This window comes from Chitinophaga agri, assembly GCF_010093065.1.
GTDB lineage: Bacteria > Bacteroidota > Bacteroidia > Chitinophagales > Chitinophagaceae > Chitinophaga > Chitinophaga agri.
The window spans coordinates 3300622-3321902 of record NZ_CP048113.1 but is presented as its reverse complement, the minus strand read 5'-3'; the positions used below and the strand labels follow the sequence as shown (position 1 = coordinate 3321902).

At 42.2% G+C, this 21281-nt stretch carries 18 protein-coding genes and 1 tRNA gene; 16 read left to right on the top strand and 3 right to left on the bottom strand.

The window, feature by feature from the left end; genetic code table 11:
* Genes GWR21_RS13080 through GWR21_RS13070 form a run of 3 tightly spaced genes read left to right on the top strand, consistent with a single transcriptional unit; the run spans window position 1 to window position 3037 of the window.
* Window positions 1-1407, top strand: a complete 1407-nt coding sequence (locus GWR21_RS13080) for an MATE family efflux transporter (RefSeq protein ID WP_162332175.1) — start codon at window positions 1-3, stop codon at window positions 1405-1407.
* A gap of 17 nt (window positions 1408-1424) precedes the next feature.
* Window positions 1425-1664, top strand: coding sequence for an acyl carrier protein (locus GWR21_RS13075; RefSeq protein ID WP_162332174.1), 240 nt, complete (start codon window positions 1425-1427; stop codon window positions 1662-1664).
* Window positions 1661-3037, top strand: coding sequence for an AMP-binding protein (locus tag GWR21_RS13070; RefSeq protein ID WP_162332173.1), 1377 nt, complete (start codon window positions 1661-1663; stop codon window positions 3035-3037). The genes GWR21_RS13075 and GWR21_RS13070 overlap by 4 nt, the downstream gene beginning before the upstream one ends.
* A gap of 46 nt (window positions 3038-3083) precedes the next feature.
* On the opposite strand, the gene GWR21_RS13065 is transcribed toward GWR21_RS13070, so the two are convergent.
* Window positions 3084-5384, bottom strand: a complete 2301-nt coding sequence (locus GWR21_RS13065) for a TonB-dependent receptor (protein ID WP_162332172.1) — start codon at window positions 5382-5384, stop codon at window positions 3084-3086.
* A 255-nt stretch (window positions 5385-5639) separates the two neighbouring features.
* Between GWR21_RS13065 and GWR21_RS13060 the strand changes: the two genes are divergently transcribed.
* A complete protein-coding gene (locus GWR21_RS13060; protein WP_162332171.1) occupies window positions 5640-6197 on the top strand; it encodes a DUF2975 domain-containing protein in 558 nt (185 codons plus the stop codon).
* A 2-nt stretch (window positions 6198-6199) separates the two neighbouring features.
* Window positions 6200-6430, top strand: a complete 231-nt coding sequence (locus GWR21_RS13055; RefSeq protein ID WP_162332170.1) for a helix-turn-helix domain-containing protein — start codon at window positions 6200-6202, stop codon at window positions 6428-6430.
* 605 nt (window positions 6431-7035) lie between these two features.
* Here the strand turns inward: GWR21_RS13055 and GWR21_RS13050 are convergent.
* On the bottom strand, window positions 7036-7911 hold the full coding sequence (locus tag GWR21_RS13050; protein ID WP_238430354.1) for a sulfite exporter TauE/SafE family protein: 876 nt from the start codon (window positions 7909-7911) through the stop codon (window positions 7036-7038).
* Window positions 7912-8556: 645 nt separating this feature from the next.
* On the opposite strand from GWR21_RS13050, the gene GWR21_RS13045 reads away from it, so the two are divergent.
* The 9 genes from GWR21_RS13045 (at window position 8557) to GWR21_RS13005 (ending at window position 18784) form a co-directional block, all read left to right on the top strand.
* On the top strand, window positions 8557-8760 hold the full coding sequence (locus GWR21_RS13045; RefSeq protein WP_162332169.1) for a hypothetical protein: 204 nt from the start codon (window positions 8557-8559) through the stop codon (window positions 8758-8760).
* 148 nt (window positions 8761-8908) lie between these two features.
* The gene (locus GWR21_RS13040) at window positions 8909-9238 is read left to right on the top strand and encodes a PDDEXK nuclease domain-containing protein (RefSeq protein ID WP_162332168.1); all 330 of its coding nucleotides are present in this window, start codon (window positions 8909-8911) and stop codon (window positions 9236-9238) included.
* A 343-nt stretch (window positions 9239-9581) separates the two neighbouring features.
* Window positions 9582-9794: a DUF4194 domain-containing protein gene (locus GWR21_RS31900; protein ID WP_162332167.1), complete on the top strand. Its 213-nt coding sequence runs from the start codon at window positions 9582-9584 to the stop codon at window positions 9792-9794.
* Between the two features lie 10 nt (window positions 9795-9804).
* A complete protein-coding gene (locus GWR21_RS13030; RefSeq protein ID WP_162332166.1) occupies window positions 9805-13203 on the top strand; it encodes an ATP-binding protein in 3399 nt (1132 codons plus the stop codon).
* A 3-nt stretch (window positions 13204-13206) separates the two neighbouring features.
* Window positions 13207-14373, top strand: coding sequence for a Wadjet anti-phage system protein JetD domain-containing protein (locus tag GWR21_RS13025; RefSeq protein ID WP_162332165.1), 1167 nt, complete (start codon window positions 13207-13209; stop codon window positions 14371-14373).
* A 611-nt stretch (window positions 14374-14984) separates the two neighbouring features.
* Window positions 14985-15455, top strand: a complete 471-nt coding sequence (locus tag GWR21_RS13020) for a DUF1016 N-terminal domain-containing protein (RefSeq protein ID WP_162332164.1) — start codon at window positions 14985-14987, stop codon at window positions 15453-15455.
* Between the two features lie 219 nt (window positions 15456-15674).
* Window positions 15675-17222 (top strand): IS21 family transposase, encoded by a 1548-nt coding sequence (istA, locus tag GWR21_RS13015; RefSeq protein WP_162332163.1) that lies wholly within the window; start codon window positions 15675-15677, stop codon window positions 17220-17222.
* 20 nt (window positions 17223-17242) lie between these two features.
* The gene (gene istB / locus GWR21_RS13010; protein WP_162331617.1) at window positions 17243-17983 is read left to right on the top strand and encodes an IS21-like element helper ATPase IstB; all 741 of its coding nucleotides are present in this window, start codon (window positions 17243-17245) and stop codon (window positions 17981-17983) included.
* 75 nt (window positions 17984-18058) lie between these two features.
* Entirely contained in the window at window positions 18059-18784 is a 726-nt protein-coding gene (locus GWR21_RS13005) for a PDDEXK nuclease domain-containing protein (RefSeq protein WP_202929083.1), read from the top strand.
* A gap of 159 nt (window positions 18785-18943) precedes the next feature.
* Here the strand turns inward: GWR21_RS13005 and GWR21_RS13000 are convergent.
* Window positions 18944-19017 (bottom strand) — tRNA-Asp (locus tag GWR21_RS13000).
* A gap of 244 nt (window positions 19018-19261) precedes the next feature.
* On the opposite strand from GWR21_RS13000, the gene GWR21_RS12995 reads away from it, so the two are divergent.
* Window positions 19262-19852: an RNA polymerase sigma factor gene (locus GWR21_RS12995; RefSeq protein WP_162332162.1), complete on the top strand. Its 591-nt coding sequence runs from the start codon at window positions 19262-19264 to the stop codon at window positions 19850-19852.
* 153 nt (window positions 19853-20005) lie between these two features.
* Window positions 20006-21121: a FecR family protein gene (locus tag GWR21_RS12990; protein WP_162332161.1), complete on the top strand. Its 1116-nt coding sequence runs from the start codon at window positions 20006-20008 to the stop codon at window positions 21119-21121.
* Window positions 21122-21281: the final 160 nt, after the last annotated feature.

The following is a 21281-nucleotide window of genomic DNA, read 5'->3' as shown; positions in this document are numbered from 1 at the left end:
ATGAATGCTGTGCTAGTGAGAGCCCGTTCTATATTAACGCTGTTTAAAAGTGCTATTGCCGGTACAGAAAAGGATTTCACTTCTGGTAGCGTCAATCGTGCTACTTTTTTATTGTCTGTGCCTTCCATGCTGGAACTGGCGATGGAATCCCTCTTTGTAATGGTAGACCTCCTGTTCGTGAGCAGTCTCGGAGAAAGAGCGATTACAATTGTAGGTATCGTCAACTCGGTTATCATCATTTTTCATTCCGTAGCCATGGGCCTTAGCATTGCCGCTACGGCTATTATATCAAGGCGTATAGGAGAGAAGAAGCCCCGTACTGCTGGTCTGGCAGCGATGCAGGCCATCTATCTGGGTGTAACGATCTCTGTGTTGTTCAGTATCATATCCATCACCTTTAACAGAAGTATCCTGCAGCTGGCCGGTGCTTCACCGGAACTGGTACAGGAAGGTGATCTGTTCTCCCGGATTATGTTTGGTTGTATCCTGCTGGTTGTGATGCGCGTACTGTTGAATGGGATATTCCGTGGTGCTGGTAATGCCGCTATGGCGATGCGCACGTTGTTATTGTCCAACGCAGTGAATGCCGTGTTATGTGCGGTATTCATCTTTGGTCTGGGGCCAGTTCCCGCTTTCGGGCTGGTAGGTGCGGCAATAGCAACCAGCATTGCCAATATTGTTGGGGTAGGCTATCAGTGCTGGTACTTTGTAAAGGTGGAAAAGCTGATCACTATAGGTAAGCAGCAACTGATGCTGGTGCCTGGTATCATTCAACGCTTATGTAAACTGGCTGCTTCAGGTACCGTACAATACCTGATACCGTCTTCCAGTCGATTCCTGATGATCATTATTGTTGCGCAACTGGGCGAGAGCGTGTTGGCCGGATATATTGTGGCTAACCGTATCATTATGTTCACAGTATTACCTGCGTGGGGTATTGCCAATGCAGCGGGTGTGCTGACGGGGCAGAACCTGGGTGCGGGACAGCCGGAAAGAGCGGAGCAGTCGGTATGGAAAACGGGTGTTTTCAATATGTGTTTCCTGGGTAGTATCGCATTATTCCTGTTAGTATCAGGAGAGAGTATCGTACATCTTTTCACCCGTGAACAGGTCGTTGCCCAGAACGCGGCGCTCTATCTGCGTTACATGTCTATCGCTTATTTCTTTTTCGGATATACCATGGTGATCTCCCGCTCTTTGAATGCGGCAGGTGCTGTTAATGTGGTGACCCTTATGTATGTGCTGATGTTCTATGTCACACAGCTGCCGCTGGCCTGGTTCCTGGGTATACATGCAGACAGGGGGGCACAGGGGATCTTCATCGCTATTCTGGTATCGGAAATGGTGCTTGCCGCAGCATGTCTTATTGTATTCCGTAGCGGTAAATGGAAAAAAGTAAAAATATAAACTGAAAATATTGTTTTATGAACACAACTCAAACACTACAGGATATTATTGCAGCTGCATTGTCGATACCCTTAAATGAGGTGACAGATGACCTTAGTTATCAGAGTATTCCCGAATGGGATTCTGTCTCCCATATTTATCTCATCACAGAACTGGAAGCGGCGTTTAATATTACGATCGATACTGATGAGGTACTCGAAATGAGCAACGTGGAACAAATAAAAGAAACCCTTAGAAAGCATAACGTTGAGATATGAGTTTATACGGATTAATTGCGCAGAACAAACAGTTGCAGTATCTCGATGCCGTTACTGGTGACAAGTATACGCTCCGGGATGTAAGTAATGCTGTGGATATTACAGATAGACGGGCATTGGCTTTTCTGTATCTGGACAATTCAATTGCATCTGTAAAGATGCTGTTAAGTTGTCTTAATAGTAAACTGACACTGGCACTGTTGAGCCCAAAGCTGCATACTGAGTATAAGCAGCGCCTGGAACAAGCTTATACTCCTTATTACATTTACGATGTAACAAGAACAGTTATACCTGATTTTGACTTGCAGGACGATATGCTCTTCTGTAGTAAAAATGTGATCAGGAATGTGATACATCCGGATATAAAGGTGTTGCTTAGTACTTCAGGGACGACCGGTTCGCCCAAATTCGTGAAGTTGTCAGATGATAACCTTGTACAGAATGCGTTGTCTATTCTGGACTATCTGCCTGTTAACAGTAAAGATATCGCCCCGCTGAACCTCCCCGTGTTCTATTCTTACGGATTATCTGTTTTTACGACGAATAGCATTGGCGGAGGACAGGTCGTATGTGGTAACCGTGATGTGGTGCAAAAGGAGTTCTGGGAAGATATGGAGCGGTATGGTTATACATCCGTGGCGGGGGTACCCTATGTATATGAAATGCTTCATCGTATAGGTTTTCATCGCAGGGAGTATCCATCTTTGCGATACATGACACAGGCTGGGGGAAAGCTAAGCGACACACTGATACAGTCTTTCGGCAGCTATCTGGCCGACAGGGGTAAACAGTTTTTCGTGATGTATGGACAGACAGAAGCCACTGCCCGTATGGCTTACATGCCTCCTCATGACCTGTTACAGAAGGTGGGTGCGATAGGCCGGCCTATTAAAGGTGGGCAATTCTCCCTGGCGCCTGATACCAATGAGCTGTTATATACTGGTCCTAATGTATTTGGCGGTTATGCTACTACGGCTGCTGACCTGGCATCGTTTGAGCGTTTGCCGGTGTTACACACAGGCGATGTAGCCGTATGTGATGCCGATGGGTATTATTACATTACAGGCCGTTTAAAGCGTTTTGTTAAGCTGTTTGGTACACGTATTAACCTCGATGAGGTAGAGGCGATCCTGAAGCAGGAAACAGCCGGAGAAACGTTTGCCTGTATCGGTATGGAGGACAAACAGCTGATGGTATTTCATCGGCAGGCTACGCTGGATGACGGTACGATCAGGTCGTTACTAGCGAAAAAGCTGGGGCTGCATCCTACGGCATTTAAGGTGCAAAAGATAGACGATTTTCCGTTGACACCTAATGGGAAGCTGGACTACACCGCATTACAACAAGATAGCCTTCCGCAGATACAACATTAAAAAAGGCCGGACGATCTGTCCGGCCTTTTTAACAATACATATATAGTTAAAACTTGAAGGCAATGCTGCCCAGGAAGTTCATTTGTTTCTGTGCGTTACCCACCGGGTTCCAGTATTGTTCATTCAGAAGATTATTTGCTTTTACGGATAATCTGAATGTAGGCTGGTCATAGAAAACAGTAGCATTGATCAGCGTATAGCTTGGCAATACAAATGTATTGGTTGCCTCGAACCATGAATCACTGATATAGTTGGCACCTGCACCAAATCCCAGGCCTTTCGCCTTTTCACGGGTCAGATGATAGCTAACCCATATGTTAGCGACATCTTTCGGACTGGCAGTTACATACTTCCCTTGCAAAGCCGGGCTGGCGTTAGTGTATTTATTCTCATTATGCGCATAACCGGCAATGATGTTCAAGCCAGGCAACGGGCTGGCAGTAATATCTGCCTCATATCCTTTACTATGTTGTGTGCCGTCCTGACGCGTGAATGATTTGCCATCCAGTACTTCGGTGCGGGTAGAGTTTGTAACAGAGATATCATAGTAGCTGGCACTACCACTGAGTTTACCATTGATGATGTCCACTTTCACACCACCTTCCCACTGATTGCCGTATTGTGGCTTTAACTCGAGAATAGTATTATCCGGCTGTGTTGTAGGTGCCAGATTGACAAAACCGTTCATATAGTTACCAAATACAGATACTTTTTCTTTTACGATCTGATAAACCAGTCCTAATTTAGGCGATAGGGAATGCTGGTTGTATTTTCCGGTGTATTTGCCGGTGGCAATGGCATACGTGCCATCTGTTGTGAAGCGGTCAGCACGTAAGCTTAACATGGCCATCAGCGAAGGCGTGATGTTAAATACATCGGAGATATAGGCACTGTAGCTATAGGCTTTGGAAGTAGTACCGACAAATCCTTTCTGATAGGCCAGTGCATTGATCTTTTCTGCATTGATATCCGGCAGCGGATTATTGATGTTCACCTTATCGTATGATACGGTCGTACGGTATAGTTGATTATAGTTATAATTGTAATCCAGTCCTATCACCACTCTGTTCCGGAAGGAGCCAATATAGAAATCTCCTATGAAGTTCTGCTGAAGCTGGATGTTACCAAATGTTTCCGGTGTCTGATTTCTTACCGTACGGTTCATCATTGAATCACTTACCAGTGACAAGGTCGTCCAGAGGAAGTGTTTATAGAAACCTTCGGAATACAGGTAGTTGGTCTGGGATGTCCAGTTATCAGAGATCTTGTATTCCGCCTGTGCCTGTATATTATTGATACCGTTGGCGACATCTACGCTGTTGTTGATATAAGAACGGTCGTAACCGATCGGCAGGTCTCTGAAACTACGTGCAGTTACTTTGCTCATAGAGTCTATTGCAAACGAAGTAGTGGTATAAGATGCCCGGGTCAGTTCTATATCTAACGTAACTTTCAGACGGTCAGTAAGCTGATAGCTGAGTGTCGGTGCGATCGTATAGTTTTTAGCGTAACCCTGGTCCTGAAAGGAACCTTCCGTTTGAGCGCCGGCATTCAGGCGGAACAGCAGTGTCTTTTCTTTGTTAAGGGGCGTATTGATATCTGCAGTAACGCGGCCAAACTGGAAACTGCCTCCGGTAAGACTAACTTCACCACCGAAGGTGTCATAAGGTTTTTTGGTAACGTAGTTGAATACCCCACCGAAGGTTACATTACGGTTGCTGCCAAATAAAGTACCGGAGGGGCCTTTTATCACTTCTACCTTTTCCAGGATGATCGGGTTCAGCGGTACGATGGCACTGGTGACCATACCATTACGCATACCTGTTGCATTGGCAAAGCCACGAATGGTCAGGCCCTGGGAGCCACCGGCAGCGAAGTTGGGTACTGCACCAGGGATATTACGATAAAGGTCTGTCCTTTCTGTAATGACCTGTTCTTCAATCAGTTCCTTGCCTGCTATCTGGTATACCTGTGGGTTTTCCAGATTTTTGATGGGAAGGCGGGCGATCTGCTCACTTTCCCTGCGGCTGAACTTATTCTGGTTAGAAATAATGGATATCTCTTTTAGCTGTGTGCTGGATACCTGTAATTGTAGCTCTATATCTGTAGTTCTACCTTTTTCCACCTTTACTTCCTGTTGCAGGGGGGCGTAACCCACCAGGGATACTTCAAGCTGATGGCTACCTGCCGGAACATGTGAGATGGTAAATGTGCCATCTTCATTGGTAAGAGTGGTCTTCTTTGCATCTCTGATAATAATGGTAACCGCAGCTGCCGCGCGGTTGTCGTTAGTTGTTATTTTGCCTTTAATGGTACCAAAGTCATTCTCTTCGTAAACTGACGCCAAACTGCAGATAGGTAACAATAAGAGGAAAATCTGTAGAAATTGCCTCATGGTTGGGTATAATTTCCGCAAAAGTCCGTTATAGAGCGGTGTTCCTCCTTTAACATTCGGGAAAATCTTTTACGCAAAAGGGAAAAGTTTCCGGTCCGGACAGTTAAATTATGACTGGTTAATTTTATTTAATCGAAATATATTTATTGAATATCGATAAATATTTGCCGAAAATGCCTATGTTTGCCTTATGAACTAACTAACATTATGGAAATTAAGATCACCACCCCACAGCTATTGAAAGTCCTGCAGTTACTATCCTGGATCGTTTTTATCGGATTATGTGTTGAAGCGGGAGAAATTATTGTGAATGCGGTCATCACACTGACCATCCACCCTCCTGGTGTAGCAAACTTCTGGAAAGGCGCAGCCTATTTATCTGGATTATATTCGTTTGACAAAGGCTATTTTATGGTCATTGTCCTGATCATGTCCATCGTGGCCGTATTAAAGGCGCTAATGTTTTACCTGATCGTAAAACTGTTCTCTGAACGAAAACTGAATATATCCCATCCTTTCAACCCGGAACTTAGAAAGTTTATTTTAAATCTTTCCTGCATTACCTTAGGTATTTCGTTGTTCTCACATGCCGGTCTTAAATATGCCACATGGTTAGCCAAACAGGGAGGGAGTATTCCTGATCTGCAGGCACTACACTTTGTGGGGGCTGACATATGGTTATTTATGGCAATTGTACTTTTTGTAATTGTACAGATTGTAAAACGGGGCATAGAATTGCAAACGGAAAATGATTTAACAATATAAGGATGCCTATAATAGTCAATTTGGATGTAATGATGGCCAAGCGGAAGATGTCATTGAATGAGCTGTCAGAAAAAGTAGACCTGACACTGTCCAATCTGTCTATCTTAAAAACGGGAAAAGCAAAGGCTGTCCGTTTTAGTACGCTGGAGGCGATTTGTAAGGTGTTAGATTGCCAGCCGGGCGACATTCTGGAATTTGTGAGTGATAAGAATGAGAACGGGTCTGGTATTTGATTTTTGTTGTAATTATCATCAATTGTTTCATAACGGTTAACAAACAAAATTCTCTGCTATCACAACTTTCGGGGGTTACAGGAGAGAGGCGCTTCCTGTGTAGATGCTCCCTTTGGTTGTGATTGATAACCAAATATTATGGAAGATTTTAATGCATTTTTAGAAGTGAGTATACCAACCGTCGGTTTCGCGTCACGGAGGGTCGATTTGGCGTCATAAGCCGTTTCGTCCATTTAAGCTTCCGTAGCATTGCAAGTTAAAAGACGTTCACTTGACCTATGTTTTAGGTGTCTTTAAGTAGGCTTTCTCTTACGTTTCTCTTACGTTTTAAAACGTAAGAGAAACGTAAGAGAAAGCCTACTTAAACGAATCTGAATAAGTAACTGACTGAACATTGTCTTAATACAGAAAAACTTTACAGTTCTATTGGGGAAGATCAGGATTGACTTTACAACTATTTCTAATTTCAGTTTGAACTTTACGGGTGTGCAATTTAAGCTTTACATAGCAATCGGCGTTTTTAGTATTATAGCAGGGCAATGATTTTGCTTTTCTTGCCAGACAAAAGAGAATAACATCAGCGTCATTGTACGCTTAATTGAAGGTCATAAAGTAATCCCTTCTCTCACTAAAATATAAATCCCCATAATCAGTACAAACCAACCAAAGCCTCTTTTCAGCTTTCCTGCCGGTACCTTATGATTCAAATAACTACCCGCAAAAATACCAACCATAGCAAGCAATGTCACCGTAATCAGTAATCTCCAATCCATCCCCTTATCTTGCACATTTCCCATAAAGCCGATCAAAGAATTCAGCGCTATCACTAGCAGTGACGTACCAACAGCTTCTTTCATTGGCAGATGTAGAAGTAACACGAGCGCCGGTATAAGTAAAAAACCGCCTCCGGCCCCCAGCAGGCCAGTTACCAGTCCGATACCTGTACCGTATATCACCAGCTTCATGAACCTGATTTTCTGACCCTTCACTTCAGTGACCTTTTTATTTCGCATCATAAAAACAGCAGAAACGAGCATCAGTACCGCAAATAATATCATTGTCAACCAGCTTTCTGTAATAGCAAAACCGTTCAATGTCGCAATATGTGCCGGAATGACAGGTACCAGCCACTTACGGGTAATAAATACGGTCACAACAGAAGTAGCTGCAAATAGTAAGGCCATCCTGATATTCACCGTACCATCCTTATACTGCCTGGCAGCACCGATAAGACTTGTGGATCCTACCACAAATAAAGAATAGGAAGTGGCCGTAACCGGTGATACACCAAAGAGATATACCATTACAGGCATAGTAAGTATGGAACCTCCACCACCGATTAATCCAAGCGATATTCCTATCAGTAACGAAGCTATATATCCAAACACATGCATAATATTTGATTTAAGGCAAATGTCGCACTCTTCATCGGTGCCGTCTGTGATATTAGTCACCTCTTTTACTGTACCGTCTTTATCCATTTTTTGTGATAAAAGTCACTTTTAACTATGCTCCTGTATTGTAATTCTGCATTATAAAATCTGAGAAAGTTCGTTGGTTTTTGTTTATAGCCGGTGCATTTAGTGCATCGGCATTTTTTTGAGCCTGAAATGTAATCATATGCCTAAGAATTTTTAAACGCCATCAATGAAATCGCTTTCAGAAACATGGAGGAACGACTGGAGTTTTATAAAAATGACAGGTCGAAAAAATGGGCGACGAGCTAAAATCATAGGAAATAGCTACTGATCTCAATCCTTTCAGAGAAGTAGTCAGCCGGCTGATGAGAAGGATGGAGAAAAATGACTGGGTGATCGTCCATCGTAATTCTTTTGATCGGATCAAAAAGTAAATTTAATGCTATGTGACAGGGATCACTGATGGCTTTAATAACAGGCTGCATCTTTGTGCTATCAAAACAAGTTACCTTATGTATTTTCAGCACATTTATGATAATAGCCTGGTACATAGCAGTTGCTTTACTGGACGTCCAAAAGCAGGCGTCGCTGTTGTGATAGATCCGAAAAGCCATATAGATACCTACTAAGGGGGGCATTAATGGCGGCACGCTGGATAATGTAGACGCTTAATGGAAAATTTGAAAAAATAAATATAATCAGTGAACAATGAAAAAACTCATCTTTACCCGCTGGACTATAATGCGTTTTATTCGCTTACTGGCTGGTATCACAGCGATAACACTTGCAGTGACTGAACGACAACCCTTGCTGGGTGTAGCTGGTCTATCTTTTATTATCATAGCCGTTTTTAATATGCGCCCCTGTTTTAGTGGGGCTTGTACCCTACCATCGGCAAAACACGAAAAATAAACGCAGGATGTGAAGAAGGTATTTTATTTATTGCTTCCTGCATTCCTGCTCCAATCAGTAGTTGCCTCCCAGTCAAAAGTAAGGATGCAAGCACCCTGTTCAGGACTTTGACAAAGGATCATTACATGGTCAACTGAGAAATGTAATCATGGTAACCAATAATACTTCCGGACTTACTAATTGCAGGGCCGATGCTATAGGTGGTCATGTGAGTTATCAAGCAGACTCCTTCCATGGTTTTACATTTTCGGCAGGCATGCTTTTCAGCTGTAGGCATTGCCTGCGTTGCGCGGAAATGGAGTTATATCTTCGGTGGCTGACAAAATATGAACAACAGTCTCATGAGCTTTCTCCAATTGGATTAATTCTTTGTACTGATAAAAATGATGAATTGATTGAACTTTTAGAACTTGATTCTGCTGGTATACATGTTGCTCAATATCTACTTGAATTCCCGTCAAAAGAATTGCTGAAGTAAAAGCTACATTTGGAAATCCAGTTAGCGCAACAGAGAATAAGAAAATAAATGTTTGGATGTGAAGTCGCGTAGTTCAGGGCGATCATGGAATTCGATCACTTTCTGATAATAAGTATCCTATAAACTCATCAAAATATATAAAAAAAGCAAAGCTCGCTCTCAGAGCGGGCTTTGCTTTTTGCGGGCTGGAGGGGACAAGTTTCGATTGCGCTGTGCAAAGTCCGTGAGGTGGGATTTTTTTAGATGAAACACCTCGAAATTATCCGGCAGGTAGCCAATCCTGCCCGACAAGGTCTAGTCAACCATCGGAAGCGAGTCTTGCGTAGTCATCAGAGAATTATTTTTGCCGGTTGCCACAGACGAAGCCAAACAACAGGATAAAGTTCACACTACGATCAATAAAATAATAGACCTTGGCTTCCTAAGAAAGCTGGATGATCAGGAGCAAAATTATGAGATACATCGGATTATAAAGGGATTTGTGAATGCTGAGGTTATTGACGATACGCTCAGGAGGTTGCAACAACATGCTGAAGACAAGCAGATAACTGAATAAAAGAAATTATATGGAATTGTCTGGTGATAATAATATAAACATAGATGTACAAGCGGGGTTTAGATTACAATACCTGGAGGTATTTAACTGGGGAACTTTTAACCAGGTACGGTGGAGTATACATCCTAATGGACATAATGCATTGCTGACGGGTGATATTGGTTCTGGTAAGTCTACGCTGGTTGATGCACTTACCTGTTTGTTGGTACCACATAATAAAATCACCTTTAACAAAGCTGCTGGTGCAGAGAGTCGGGAACGTAACCTGCTAAGCTATGTAAAAGGAGAATATAAAAAGGAGAAGCAGGAGATCACCCAAACAGCTAAAAGAATCTATCTGCGCCCTGGTTATGATACGTATACTGTTGTGATAGGAAGCTTTCACAATGAAGGCTATCAGGAGTATGTTTGCCTGGCACAGTTCTTTTGGGTGGGCAAAGACAATAAGGTAGAAAAACTGCTCATCATCAGTACTGTACCATTAACAATCAAAGAACATTTTAGCAATTTTGTTGACGTCAATGAGCTGCGCAAGCGATTGCGGAATATAAAAGGAGTGCAATTATTTAATGACAACTTCTCGCAATATAGCGAGCAGTTTCGCCGGATGTTTGGTATGAATAGTGAAAAAGCTATAGACTTGTTTTATCAGACAGTATCCATGAAATCGGTGAGTAGTCTGACGGATTTTGTGCGGGAGCAGATGTTGGAAAGAACTGATGTAAAGGAGCAAATTGCGACTTTATTAAAACGGTTCGATGACCTTACCAAGGCACATACAGCCGTAGTGAATGCGCGAGAGCAGTATCAGATTTTGAAACCATTGGTTGAAAATTCGATTGAATTTGGAAAAGTGTGGTCCGATATAGAAAGTCTTGAAGCTATGCTGGAAGTGATGCCCGCATGGTTTGCAGCAAAGAAAATAGCATTGCTGGAAGAGGCTATTGAGAAGGCTACGCAGGAGGTCGAAAAAGAGCAGCGTCGTTATTTATCTGTTCAAAATGAGGAGCGGGCACTTGAAGATAAAAAGCAGGCTATTATCCAGGATATAGGAAATAATGGGGGGAGACGTATTGAACAAATTGAAGAGGAAATAAAACGGCATAGCAATGATAGTGAACAAAAGCAGCGGGAATATAACGATTATAATCAGTTTAGTAGCTTATGTGGATTGCCTGCGGTAACCTATGAAAAGGATTTTGAGCAAAATTTGAACAAGGCAACTGAACTGGAGGAAGCATGTACAAAACAAGAAAGTGTACTGCGTAATACCAGGGATGATCTTGTAATAGAACAGCGTGACCTAAAAGTTAATTTACAGCTGGAAAAGGAGGAATTACAATCCTTAAAAGAAAGACAGAACCAGATTCCGGCGTGGTTGGTAGATTTTCGTACGCAGTTGTGCGAGGATTTACGCATTGAGGAATCAGATTTGCCATTTCTGGGGGAATTGGTAAAGGTGAAGGAGGATGAATCTGCCTGGGAGGGAGCAGTGGAAAAACTATTGCGCGATGCGGGTATCAGCTTGTTGGTACCTGGTATTCATTATCGAAGTGTGGGTAAGTATGTAAATGATAATGTGCTGAAGCGGGCAGATGGAAGGGGCATGAAGTTGACTTATCTTGAAGCGGACAAAAGAAACATTTCCCAAAGCAATAGAATGCCAGATGCGGACAGTATCTTTTATAAAATAGATATAAAACCGGAAACGGACTTTTATGAATGGATAGAGCAGTATATACAGCGTACTTTTGGTGAATTTTTATGTGTGGAAGTCGATTCACTGCAACATGTTTCTTATGGGATAACCAAGCAGGGGCTTATTAAGAGTGGGCGTATCAGGCATACTAAAGATGACCGGCATTCAATAAATGACCGGCGGAATTATGTGCTTGGATGGAGTAATGTGGAAAAGTTAAAGGCACTGGAGCATGCGATTGCTGAATTGAATATCATTATTCAGGATCTGGGCAGAGAGATCTCGCGGGTAGAACAGGAAGAAGAGGAAAACAAAAAATTGAAGAAAGCCCTGGCTGTATTGTTATCCAAAACAGACTATTCCCGTATCAACTGGCAGTATCATGCCGGGAAGATAGATGAGTTGAAAAAAGAACAATATGATTTGCTGAATAATAATGACTTGCTTAAACATTTGCAGGAACAGCGAAAAGAAGTAGAACATAAGCTCAAGGAAATGCGGGATCAGGAAGTTGAAATCAGTAAATTAATTGGTGGTAAGGAGACTGAAATCCGAAATTATAGGGCACAGCATGCTGATGCTTCTCTTCGTATTACTGAAGTGAATGAAAGCGACCAACAGCAGTGGTTTCCCGTTATTGACGAAAAGATGGCGGAGAGAAACCTGACGCTGAAAGGTATTGATAACCGGATGGAGGAGTTTAGGAAAGAATATATTGGAGAGCAGGGGGAATTGAAGCGGCTACGCAGTAGGCAGGGTGGGTTAAGATCTGCGATAGAAAATAAGATGCGGCAGATAAAAGATCATTCCAAAGCAGAGTATAGCGAGCTACCTGACCACATAGATGCTCGTGGAGAATATATGGGCAAGTTTGAACAGCTGCAAAAGGAAGATTTGAAGCGGCATGAAGAGCGATTTAAAGAGGAGCTGAATAAAAATACCATTAATAGCATAGCGGTATTTGACGCTCAGTTGGAAAAACATGAAAAAGAGATCAAGCAGAAAATTAAGCTGATCAACCAGCACCTGCATGAGATTGTGTATAACGCATCGCAAGATACCTTTATTACCATACTGATTGACCCTGCTAATAATAAGGATATCAGGATGTTCAGAGAAGACCTGAAGAAGTGTTTTACACATTCTCTAAGTGATAATACTGAGTTGTATACGGAGGGTAAGTTTGAGCAGGTAAAGCGGATATTGGATCGTTTTGCTAGTATGGAGAATAGCAATAAGGAATGGACGAATACGGTGACGGATGTGCGTCATTGGTTTGAGTTTAATGCCAGTGAGCGATTTAGGGCAGATAATGCGGAAAAAGAGTTTTATGAGGGATCTGGTGGTAAAAGTGGTGGCCAAAAGGAAAAGCTGGCGTATACTATTTTGGCTAGTGCGCTGGCTTACCAGTTTGGATTGCAATTTGGGGAGAGTAAGAGCCGTAGTTTCCGTTTTGTGGTAATAGATGAGGCTTTTGGAAGGGGGAGTGATGAAAGTACCCGGTATGGAATGGAGCTATTTAAGAAGCTGAATCTGCAATTATTGATTGTAACGCCGCTGCAGAAAATACACGTTATTGAGAGTCACGTGAACTCGTTTCATTTTGTGAGTAACCGGGATGGGAATAATTCCCAGGTGAGAAATTTGACGAAGCTGGAATATGAAGCTGAGAAGCAAAAACGTCAATTAGTCAATATTCAGAAAAATTAATCGATGATTAGTCCGGAAGAGATACAAAAGCAGGCGCTGAGCTGGTGGAAGCCTATTTTACAAAGTTATATCTCTGGTGTACCTTTTTTCCCCAGAACGATTGACCGGATAGGGAAAGTTAAATCTACTGGTATTACCGGCAACCTTGAGTTGCTACGGGAGCAGATATCGCGTTTGCATCGTCATTCCAAATCCAACACTGGGTTGGGCTACGAGGTTAAAACCGTTAACCAGACTTTTAGGCGTGCCGGGAGTCAAGAGGTACCGGATAATATTGTGTTTGAGTCAATAGATGATTATTTGTCTTTTGTGCAAAAGAAGAAAGAGTGGAAATATTTCCAACAGCATTATGAGTTGTTGGTAGCTACATTTGCTTCTTTGAAAGATTGGGCATACCAGCATTGTTTGTCACTGACGAATCCTGATATACAGTGGGCGGATATCCTGAAGGTATGTCATTATTTTGTAGCTCATCCGCGGCCTAATCTTTACCTAAGACAGTTACCGATATCGGTTCATACAAAGTTTATTGAGCAGAATACTGCATTGATTCAATCATTGTTGGATTTTCTGATACCTGGGCATATTCGTCATGCAGGGCAGCAAAGGTTTGCGGAGCGGTTTTACCTTAGATTTGATGAGCCATTGATTCGTGTACGGATACTTGATATGTCTCTATCGGTTGCAGGTAGTTTATCTGATATCAGTATTCCGTTGTCGGATTTTCAGAAAATAGATTTACCAATCGTAAGGATTTTTATTACGGAGAACAAGATGAATTTTCTGACGTTGCCATCTGTGCCAGGAGGGATTGCGATTTGGAGCGGGGGAGGATTTAATGTTTCCTATTTGCGGGAGATAGAATGGTTGAATGGGATTCAGATTTACTATTGGGGAGATATTGATGAACATGGATTTCAGATTTTACATCAGATCAGGAGTTATTTTGCAGGTGTGGAAAGTTTGATGATGGATAAAGAGACCTTTGAAAGGTTTAAACAGTTTGCGGTTGATGGGGGACGGAGTAATGCGGAAAAGTTGGATTTACTGACGGGAAAGGAAGAGGAGATGTATAGGAAGTTGAAGACGATGAAGGGAGGGAATAGGCTGGAGCAGGAAAAGATTCCGCAAGAGTATGTGGAGAGTGTTTTTAGGGGTAGGTTTAGGTGATTCGGGCCGATTTATTCTGTTTATAGATTAGTGAATATTTCGTTCTATAATAATCAATTCTTTATAGATAATGGATTATGATACTTCTTCCTGTTTATGTTGTCTAGGATTTATGCCTAATCAAATATATCCCCAAAAAATTCAACTTGATCTGTTACAGTCAAAATCATTCGATCTGAGACTGCCACAAAAAAAAAGCATTCAGAATTTCCATCTGAACGCTTTCAATTTTTGCTAAATCGGTCGATTTATTTTGCGGGCTATGAGGGACAACTTTCGAACCGGTTTGTGGAAGATTTATCTAAAATTGTAATGTTTATTAGTGAAACTCATTATAAATCCAAGGATTTATAATTACATATAGCTTAACGAATGTATTGCAGCTAATGATTAATGGAAATGAAAGTTTGAATATTTCACATGGTTGCAGACCCCGCAAATAACCACTAACAAGATTTCGCCAAAGGAGCCCTTATTAATAGGTATATTAAACTAATATCAGGTTTATCTAAATGATAATGAGGTTTTTATAGATTTTTTTTCATTAAATGAAGTATAAAATACACTAGTTTTGTGACAGATAGTTAACCGCAACACATCATTTTCATAATATGGAAAGCAATAAAAGCAGCAGTATTGAGACACTTGTCAATAGCATCAAAGAAACCAATCATTATTTCCTGAACAAAGTCCAGAAACAGGTTAATACCGCCTTAACATTAAGGAACTGGATAATTGGGTTCTATATAGTTGAATATGAACAAAACGGCAATGATAGAGCTGTTTATGGCCAGAAACTTTACAAGGAGATTGCTTCAAATCTAAATAAAGCAGGTATTAAGTCCATAAGGGAAAGACATCTCTATTTATGTAAAGACTTCTACAAAGCATATTCTAACATTTTGCGGACACCGTCCGCAAAATTATATCTATCTGATTCTTATGGAGTTAAATTCTTGCAGCCCCTTTCTGAAAAATTACATTCAGTAGAAATTCAATCCTCACAAAGATCCCCTGCTGATAGTAAGACCATTTCCAATTTATTATTAGAAAGGCTGAGTGTAGATTCTGGACCATGTTGACCCACCGTTCTGATTTATGTTGACCCACCATTCTGGGATGCTGACCCACCCATAATTATTAATAAAACAGCTAGTTGCCAAATAATTCTGGGATGTTGACCCACCTGGGTTGCTGTGTTGGATTCACAGCTCGGATTGCCATTCTGGCATGTTGACCCACCTGCGGACAGTCATTAGTAAGGGCTTTTGTTTATTATTTGCTCCTAAAAATGTGGGAGCATGGCACAAACGCCCATTGCAATGGAACAATTAAGACAGCTTTTACAACTTCATAATGATGGAGTTGGAATACGGGAAATGGCACGCCGCATAGGTATTAGCCGCAATAGCGTGCGTAAATATCTGTGTCTACTCTCTGATGATTCTACTCAGGAACAGCCTCCGGATAATAAGACCCTTGCTGAAAAGGCGTATACCAATGACAATACCGTTCATGATATGCATCGACTTGAACAATTGGTTGTCCATTTGAAATACGCCCAGGGAGAATTAGGTAAAGTTGGAGTCACCCGTCAACTGCTTTGGCGGGAATATTTACAGCAGCATCCTGATGGATACGCTTACAGCCATTATTGTCATCACCTTAACCAGTATCTGAAGAAACTGGATGTGACGATGCATATGGAGTACTCCATAGCTGATATGATCATGATCGACTTTGCAGGTAAAAAGCTCCATTATATTGATCTTGCTACCGGAGAACTGGTCGAATGCGAAGTGTTTATCGCAATTCTGCCTTTTAGCGGACTTATCTTCTGTGAGGCAGTACGCAGCCAGCAAACAGCCGACTTCGTTCATTGCATCAACGCTATGCTGTTATTCTATGGAGGAGCTCCTAATACGATTCTCTGTGATAACCTAAGAACCGCAGTAAAGCAGCCAAATCGCTATGAACCATTGTTTACTGATATCTGTACGCAACTCAGTGAGCATTATACCACTACCTTTAGCGCAACCAGACCATACAGCCCACGTGATAAAGCGATGGTCGAAAAAGCGGTAAATATCATTTATAACAACTTATACGGCCCACTCAGGAAACGGGAGTTTACCAGTCTTAAGGCACTTAATGCGGCTGTGCATGAACAATTACTGCTACTCAATAATAAACCTTATAAAGGCACGCCTTACAGTCGCTGGCATTATTTTGAACAGCAGGAACAATCCTCTCTGAAGCCACTACCGCCCCAACCGTTTAGTGCCAAAAAAGTAGTGCAACTCACTGTTCAGCGTAACTATCACGTACAGCTCTCAGAAGACCACAGGTACTATAGTGTTCCCTATGCCCATGTCGGTAAAAAGGTTAAAGTGCTTTATGATCAACGGACGGTGGAAGTCTATCTGGATCACCAACGCATTGCACTACATCGAAGAGACGGTCACAATAAAGCATATACAACACTGGCCGAACATATGCCGCCTCATCACCAGCGTATGCAACAGATCAAAGGATGGAACCGCGAGGATCTGTTGCAACAGGCAGCTCGTATTGGGACATCGACCCATCAGGCAGCAGGCATAATGCTTGAAAACAGTATCTATATCGAGCAGAACTACAAAGCCTGCTTTGGAATGTTGAGGCTGCAGAAGAAATATGGTTCAGACAGGTTAGAGGCTGCCTGCAATAGAGCATTGACTGGCACTCGCGTAAACTATACGCTCATTAAAAACATCCTTGAGAGAGGAATGGATAAATCGGTTCCTGCTTCAGAAGTATCATCTATACCTCTGCATGATAATATAAGAGGTAAAGACCACTATCAATAATCAGTAAATAATAAACAAAAATGAACACGGCACAAACACTCCAACAAATGCAATCACTTCGCCTACAGGGCATGTTCCAGGCGTATCAGACTCAATTAGACCTACCCATGAATCAACAACTTGAAGGTCATGACATGATTGCCCATCTGGTACAATCAGAAGAGCAAAATCGTCTTAATGAGAAGACCGCATATTACCTGAAACTGGCCAAGCTGCGTCTGCCAGCAACCATTGAACAAATAGATTGTAGTCCCAGACGCAATTTAAGCAAACAGCAGCTCGCACTACTAAGTGAGGGCCGCTATTTACAGCAGGGAGAGAATGTACTGATTACAGGCGCAACTGGTTGCGGAAAAAGCCACCTGGCATGTGCCTTAGGGCATCAGGCATGCCTTCAGGGTTATAAAACAACTTACTTGAACATGAACCGTCTTATTGAGAAGGTCACCTTATCTAAACTTGACGGATCCTACATTAAACTGCTCAATCACCTGGAACGACAAACCTTGATCGTGCTGGACGACTTTGGCTTAACGCCAATGACACAGGAAATCCGGCTTACATTGCTCCAACTACTTGAAGATCGCTATGGTAAGAAAAGCATCATCGTCACATCACAACTACCGGTCTCTAAATGGCATGAGTACATTAACGATCCAACGTTAGCTGATGCAATCCTTGACAGAATGACAGCAAATGCACATCGTATTGAACTAAAGGGAGACTCTATGAGGAGAAAAAAGGCATCTGAGAATCAGTAACACATCGTATTTTTACACAGCCTCAAGCTCTTACTTTTATTGCCTGCTTCGCAGGTGGGTCAACATCCCAGAATAGTGGGTCAACATGACCAGAATTTACAGCTGAGTTTTTCTCATTTTATTGAGTTGTTAAAAATCGATGCAATATTCCAACGGGAATTCTATGAGATTGAAACGATTAAGAATAATTGGAGTGTTCGTGATTTGCAACGGGCAATGAACAGTATGTTATATGAGAGAACTGGATTAAGTACTAATAAAAATGCAGTATTAGGTGAAGAAGCAAAGAAGAAAAATTTAAAAGCCGAGAATATATTTCGTAATCCTTATATGCTTGAGTTCTTGGGATTAGAGGAAAAAGCAATATACACGGAGACAGACCTTGAGCAAGCTATCATTAATCATTTACAGAGCTTTCTTTTGGAATTAGGTAGAGGATTTTGTTTTGAAGCCAGGCAAAGACGGATAACATTTGATAATACTCATTATCGAATAGACTTGGTATTCTACCATCGCATATTAAAGTGCCATGTTCTGCTTGATTTAAAGATTGGTGAATTTACACATGCAGATGCTGGTCAGATGAACGTATATCTAAACTATTATAAAGATAATGAAATGCAGGAGGATGATAATCCGCCAGTAGGGATTATTCTTTGCGCAAATAAAAATGAAAATCTGGTGAAATATGCTACTTCTGGTTTACCACAGCAGATGTTTGTATCTAAATATCTAATTAATCTACCTAGTGAAGATGAACTGAGAATGATTATTGAAGATGAACAAAGAAAACTAAGCTAACCAAATATTGATGTTTTGGTTGATGGTTATTTAACGAGATTATCTTGGTAGTTTCGAACCAACAAAACCTTTTCCCAGATTGAATATTAGGATTCTGGGGCAAAAAGATCAAATTGTGCAAAAAGCAAAACCCACGCTAAGCGTGGGTTTTGCTTTTTGCGGACCAGACGGGACTCGAACCCGCGACCTCCGCCGTGACAGGGCGGCATTCTAACCAACTGAACTACTGATCCAACACTGTGTGTTCCCGTTCGTCGGGGGTGCAAATATATGATTAAATATTTCAATTGCGCAAATAAATTATGCAGAAATATTTACAACTCTGCGAAAATAATTGAAAACCCGATAGTTACAAGGGTGTAGAAAACGCTTCTCGTAATGCTATCTATTCATTTCTGCCCCAATTTGTACATTTCTCACTTTTCTTTAGTTTTACAGCTTTAAGGGGGTTTCCCATAGATTAATGCACAATTTGATATGGATCGTATGCCATCCGAAGATGAGGTGTTGTTAAGGATGATGCAGGGAGATGAGTCTGCGTTCACGAAAATCTACCGGCACTACCACGCCTCACTCTACGTTTATTTATTACGTTTTTGCAAGATTCCCTCCCTTGCAGAGGACCTGGTGCACGATGTATTCCTGAAAGTATGGGAAATAAGAGACCGTATCAACCCTGAACTCTCCTTTTCCGGGTATCTATATAGAATAGCCAGAAATCATGTTATAAAAACGATCGATAAACTGGCTACCGATAAAAATCTCCGGAACCAGCTATTCAACCAGCTGGATGATATCTCTCATGCACAACCGGAACACCAGGTAAGAGCCAAAGAGTATGACCGGCTATTTCATGAAGCCCTGGTCAGGATGCCCACCCAGCGACTGAATGTATTCAAGCTATGCCGGCAGGAGGGGAAGAGCTATGATGAAGCAGCTCTTTTACTGGGTATTTCAAGGAATGCTGTCAAAAAGCACATGGTACTCGGTATGCGTTTTATATACGATTATGTGCACCGCCACGGCGATATCCTGTTCGCCATTTACCTCTTCAAAAAAATATTTTAACTTTTTTTTTAAACAGAGGTACCCTACTTCTTTATTTCCGGATAATATATACAGTACCGACGCAAAAGGTGCTCATCTATTATGTCATTATCCACGGACTACTACGAAAAACTTTTGCAAAAATACATTGACGGTCAATGTAATAAGGCCGAAATGGAAGAACTGTACACCTGGCTGCAATCGTCAGGTTCGCACCGTTCTTTACTGGCTGCCCTGCAAAGGGAGTTCGAAACAACGATGAGTGAGCACCATGAAATCCCTTCTGAACTGAGTGACAGAATTGAAACCAGGCTCTTACAGGATATCTCCCGCGAAAAGATTGTTTCCTTCCCACAGCGTACCCGGTTCCGCTGGGCGGCTGCTGCGGCTATCGTTCTGCTGGCAGGTAGTGGCGTATACTATTATATGAACACCGTCTCGCCCCGCAAGACCTTTACCGCAGTTAACAATGTACTGGCTGATACCGCAGATATTGCGCCAGGTACTAATAAGGCTATTCTGACACTGGCAAACGGCGATGTGGTAACACTGGATAGTGCCGGTAATCAAGTGATCAACCAGGGACAAACCCTCGTGCGTCAGCAGAATGGACAATTGCAATATGCTGTTCAGGGTAACAGTGACGCTGTAGTCTACAATACACTCTCCGTTCCCAGGGGAGGTCAGTTCAATATTATTCTGCCGGATGGTAGCCACGTATGGCTGAATGCAGCCTCCAGCATGAGATACCCGACCGCTTTTAACGGCAGCCGTCGTGAAGTGGAGATCCAGGGACAGGGTTACTTTGAGATCACACCTAATGCACGCCAACCCTTTTTTGTAAAGGTCAACGATATGGAGGTACAGGTACTGGGCACCCGCTTTGATGTTATGGCCTATGCCGACGAAAAGAGTATTAATACAACACTGATCGAGGGACTTGTAAATGTAAAACACGGAAGCCACGAAGAACGACTACGTCCTGGCCAGCAGGCAATCGTAGATCCGGCTACCGGTAATATGGTTGTAAGACCCGCCGATGTAGATCAGGTAATTGCCTGGAAAACAGGATTCTTTGAATTTGACAATGCCAGCCTGGCCGATATTCTACGTCAGTTGTCCAGGTGGTATGATATAGATATTAGTTACAACCAGGCGGGAAATGAAGGGCGCTTTGGGGGACGTATAAGCCGGAGCTTACCATTATCTGATATTCTGCATATGCTGGAAGCAAATGGACCTACATTCTCACTGTCAGGAAGAAAACTAACTGTAACATCAGGTAAGTAAAGCCTGTGCTGTATTTAAATCCACGTAAACAGCAGCCGGGACATTCATTAAGTAAAACGAATTGCGTTATGGAAATAACAGGAACAGATTAAAGAAGCAGCGAATGCCGCATAAAAAAACCGGAAGCGCTTGCAACACTTCCGGAATATTAGTCGGGGCA

What these genes read in the sequence shown, in the direction of transcription:
- GWR21_RS13025 (WP_162332165.1), top strand. Translation starts at nt 13,207, where the DNA reads ATGATTAGTCCGGAAGAGATACAAAAGCAGGCGCTGAGCTGGTGGAAG.
- GWR21_RS12995 (WP_162332162.1), top strand. Translation starts at nt 19,262, where the DNA reads ATGGATCGTATGCCATCCGAAGATGAGGTGTTGTTAAGGATGATGCAG.
- GWR21_RS13055 (WP_162332170.1), top strand. Translation starts at nt 6,200, where the DNA reads ATGCCTATAATAGTCAATTTGGATGTAATGATGGCCAAGCGGAAGATG.
- GWR21_RS13080 (WP_162332175.1), top strand. Translation starts at nt 1, where the DNA reads ATGAATGCTGTGCTAGTGAGAGCCCGTTCTATATTAACGCTGTTTAAA.
- GWR21_RS12990 (WP_162332161.1), top strand. Translation starts at nt 20,006, where the DNA reads ATGGAAGAACTGTACACCTGGCTGCAATCGTCAGGTTCGCACCGTTCT.
- GWR21_RS13020 (WP_162332164.1), top strand. Translation starts at nt 14,985, where the DNA reads ATGGAAAGCAATAAAAGCAGCAGTATTGAGACACTTGTCAATAGCATC.
- GWR21_RS13075 (WP_162332174.1), top strand. Translation starts at nt 1,425, where the DNA reads ATGAACACAACTCAAACACTACAGGATATTATTGCAGCTGCATTGTCG.
- GWR21_RS13060 (WP_162332171.1), top strand. Translation starts at nt 5,640, where the DNA reads ATGGAAATTAAGATCACCACCCCACAGCTATTGAAAGTCCTGCAGTTA.
- GWR21_RS13070 (WP_162332173.1), top strand. Translation starts at nt 1,661, where the DNA reads ATGAGTTTATACGGATTAATTGCGCAGAACAAACAGTTGCAGTATCTC.
- istB (WP_162331617.1), top strand. Translation starts at nt 17,243, where the DNA reads ATGAACACGGCACAAACACTCCAACAAATGCAATCACTTCGCCTACAG.
- istA (WP_162332163.1), top strand. Translation starts at nt 15,675, where the DNA reads ATGGCACAAACGCCCATTGCAATGGAACAATTAAGACAGCTTTTACAA.
- GWR21_RS13045 (WP_162332169.1), top strand. Translation starts at nt 8,557, where the DNA reads ATGAAAAAACTCATCTTTACCCGCTGGACTATAATGCGTTTTATTCGC.
- GWR21_RS13030 (WP_162332166.1), top strand. Translation starts at nt 9,805, where the DNA reads ATGGAATTGTCTGGTGATAATAATATAAACATAGATGTACAAGCGGGG.
- GWR21_RS13040 (WP_162332168.1), top strand. Translation starts at nt 8,909, where the DNA reads ATGGTAACCAATAATACTTCCGGACTTACTAATTGCAGGGCCGATGCT.
- GWR21_RS13050 (WP_238430354.1), bottom strand. Translation starts at nt 7,911, where the DNA reads ATGGATAAAGACGGTACAGTAAAAGAGGTGACTAATATCACAGACGGC.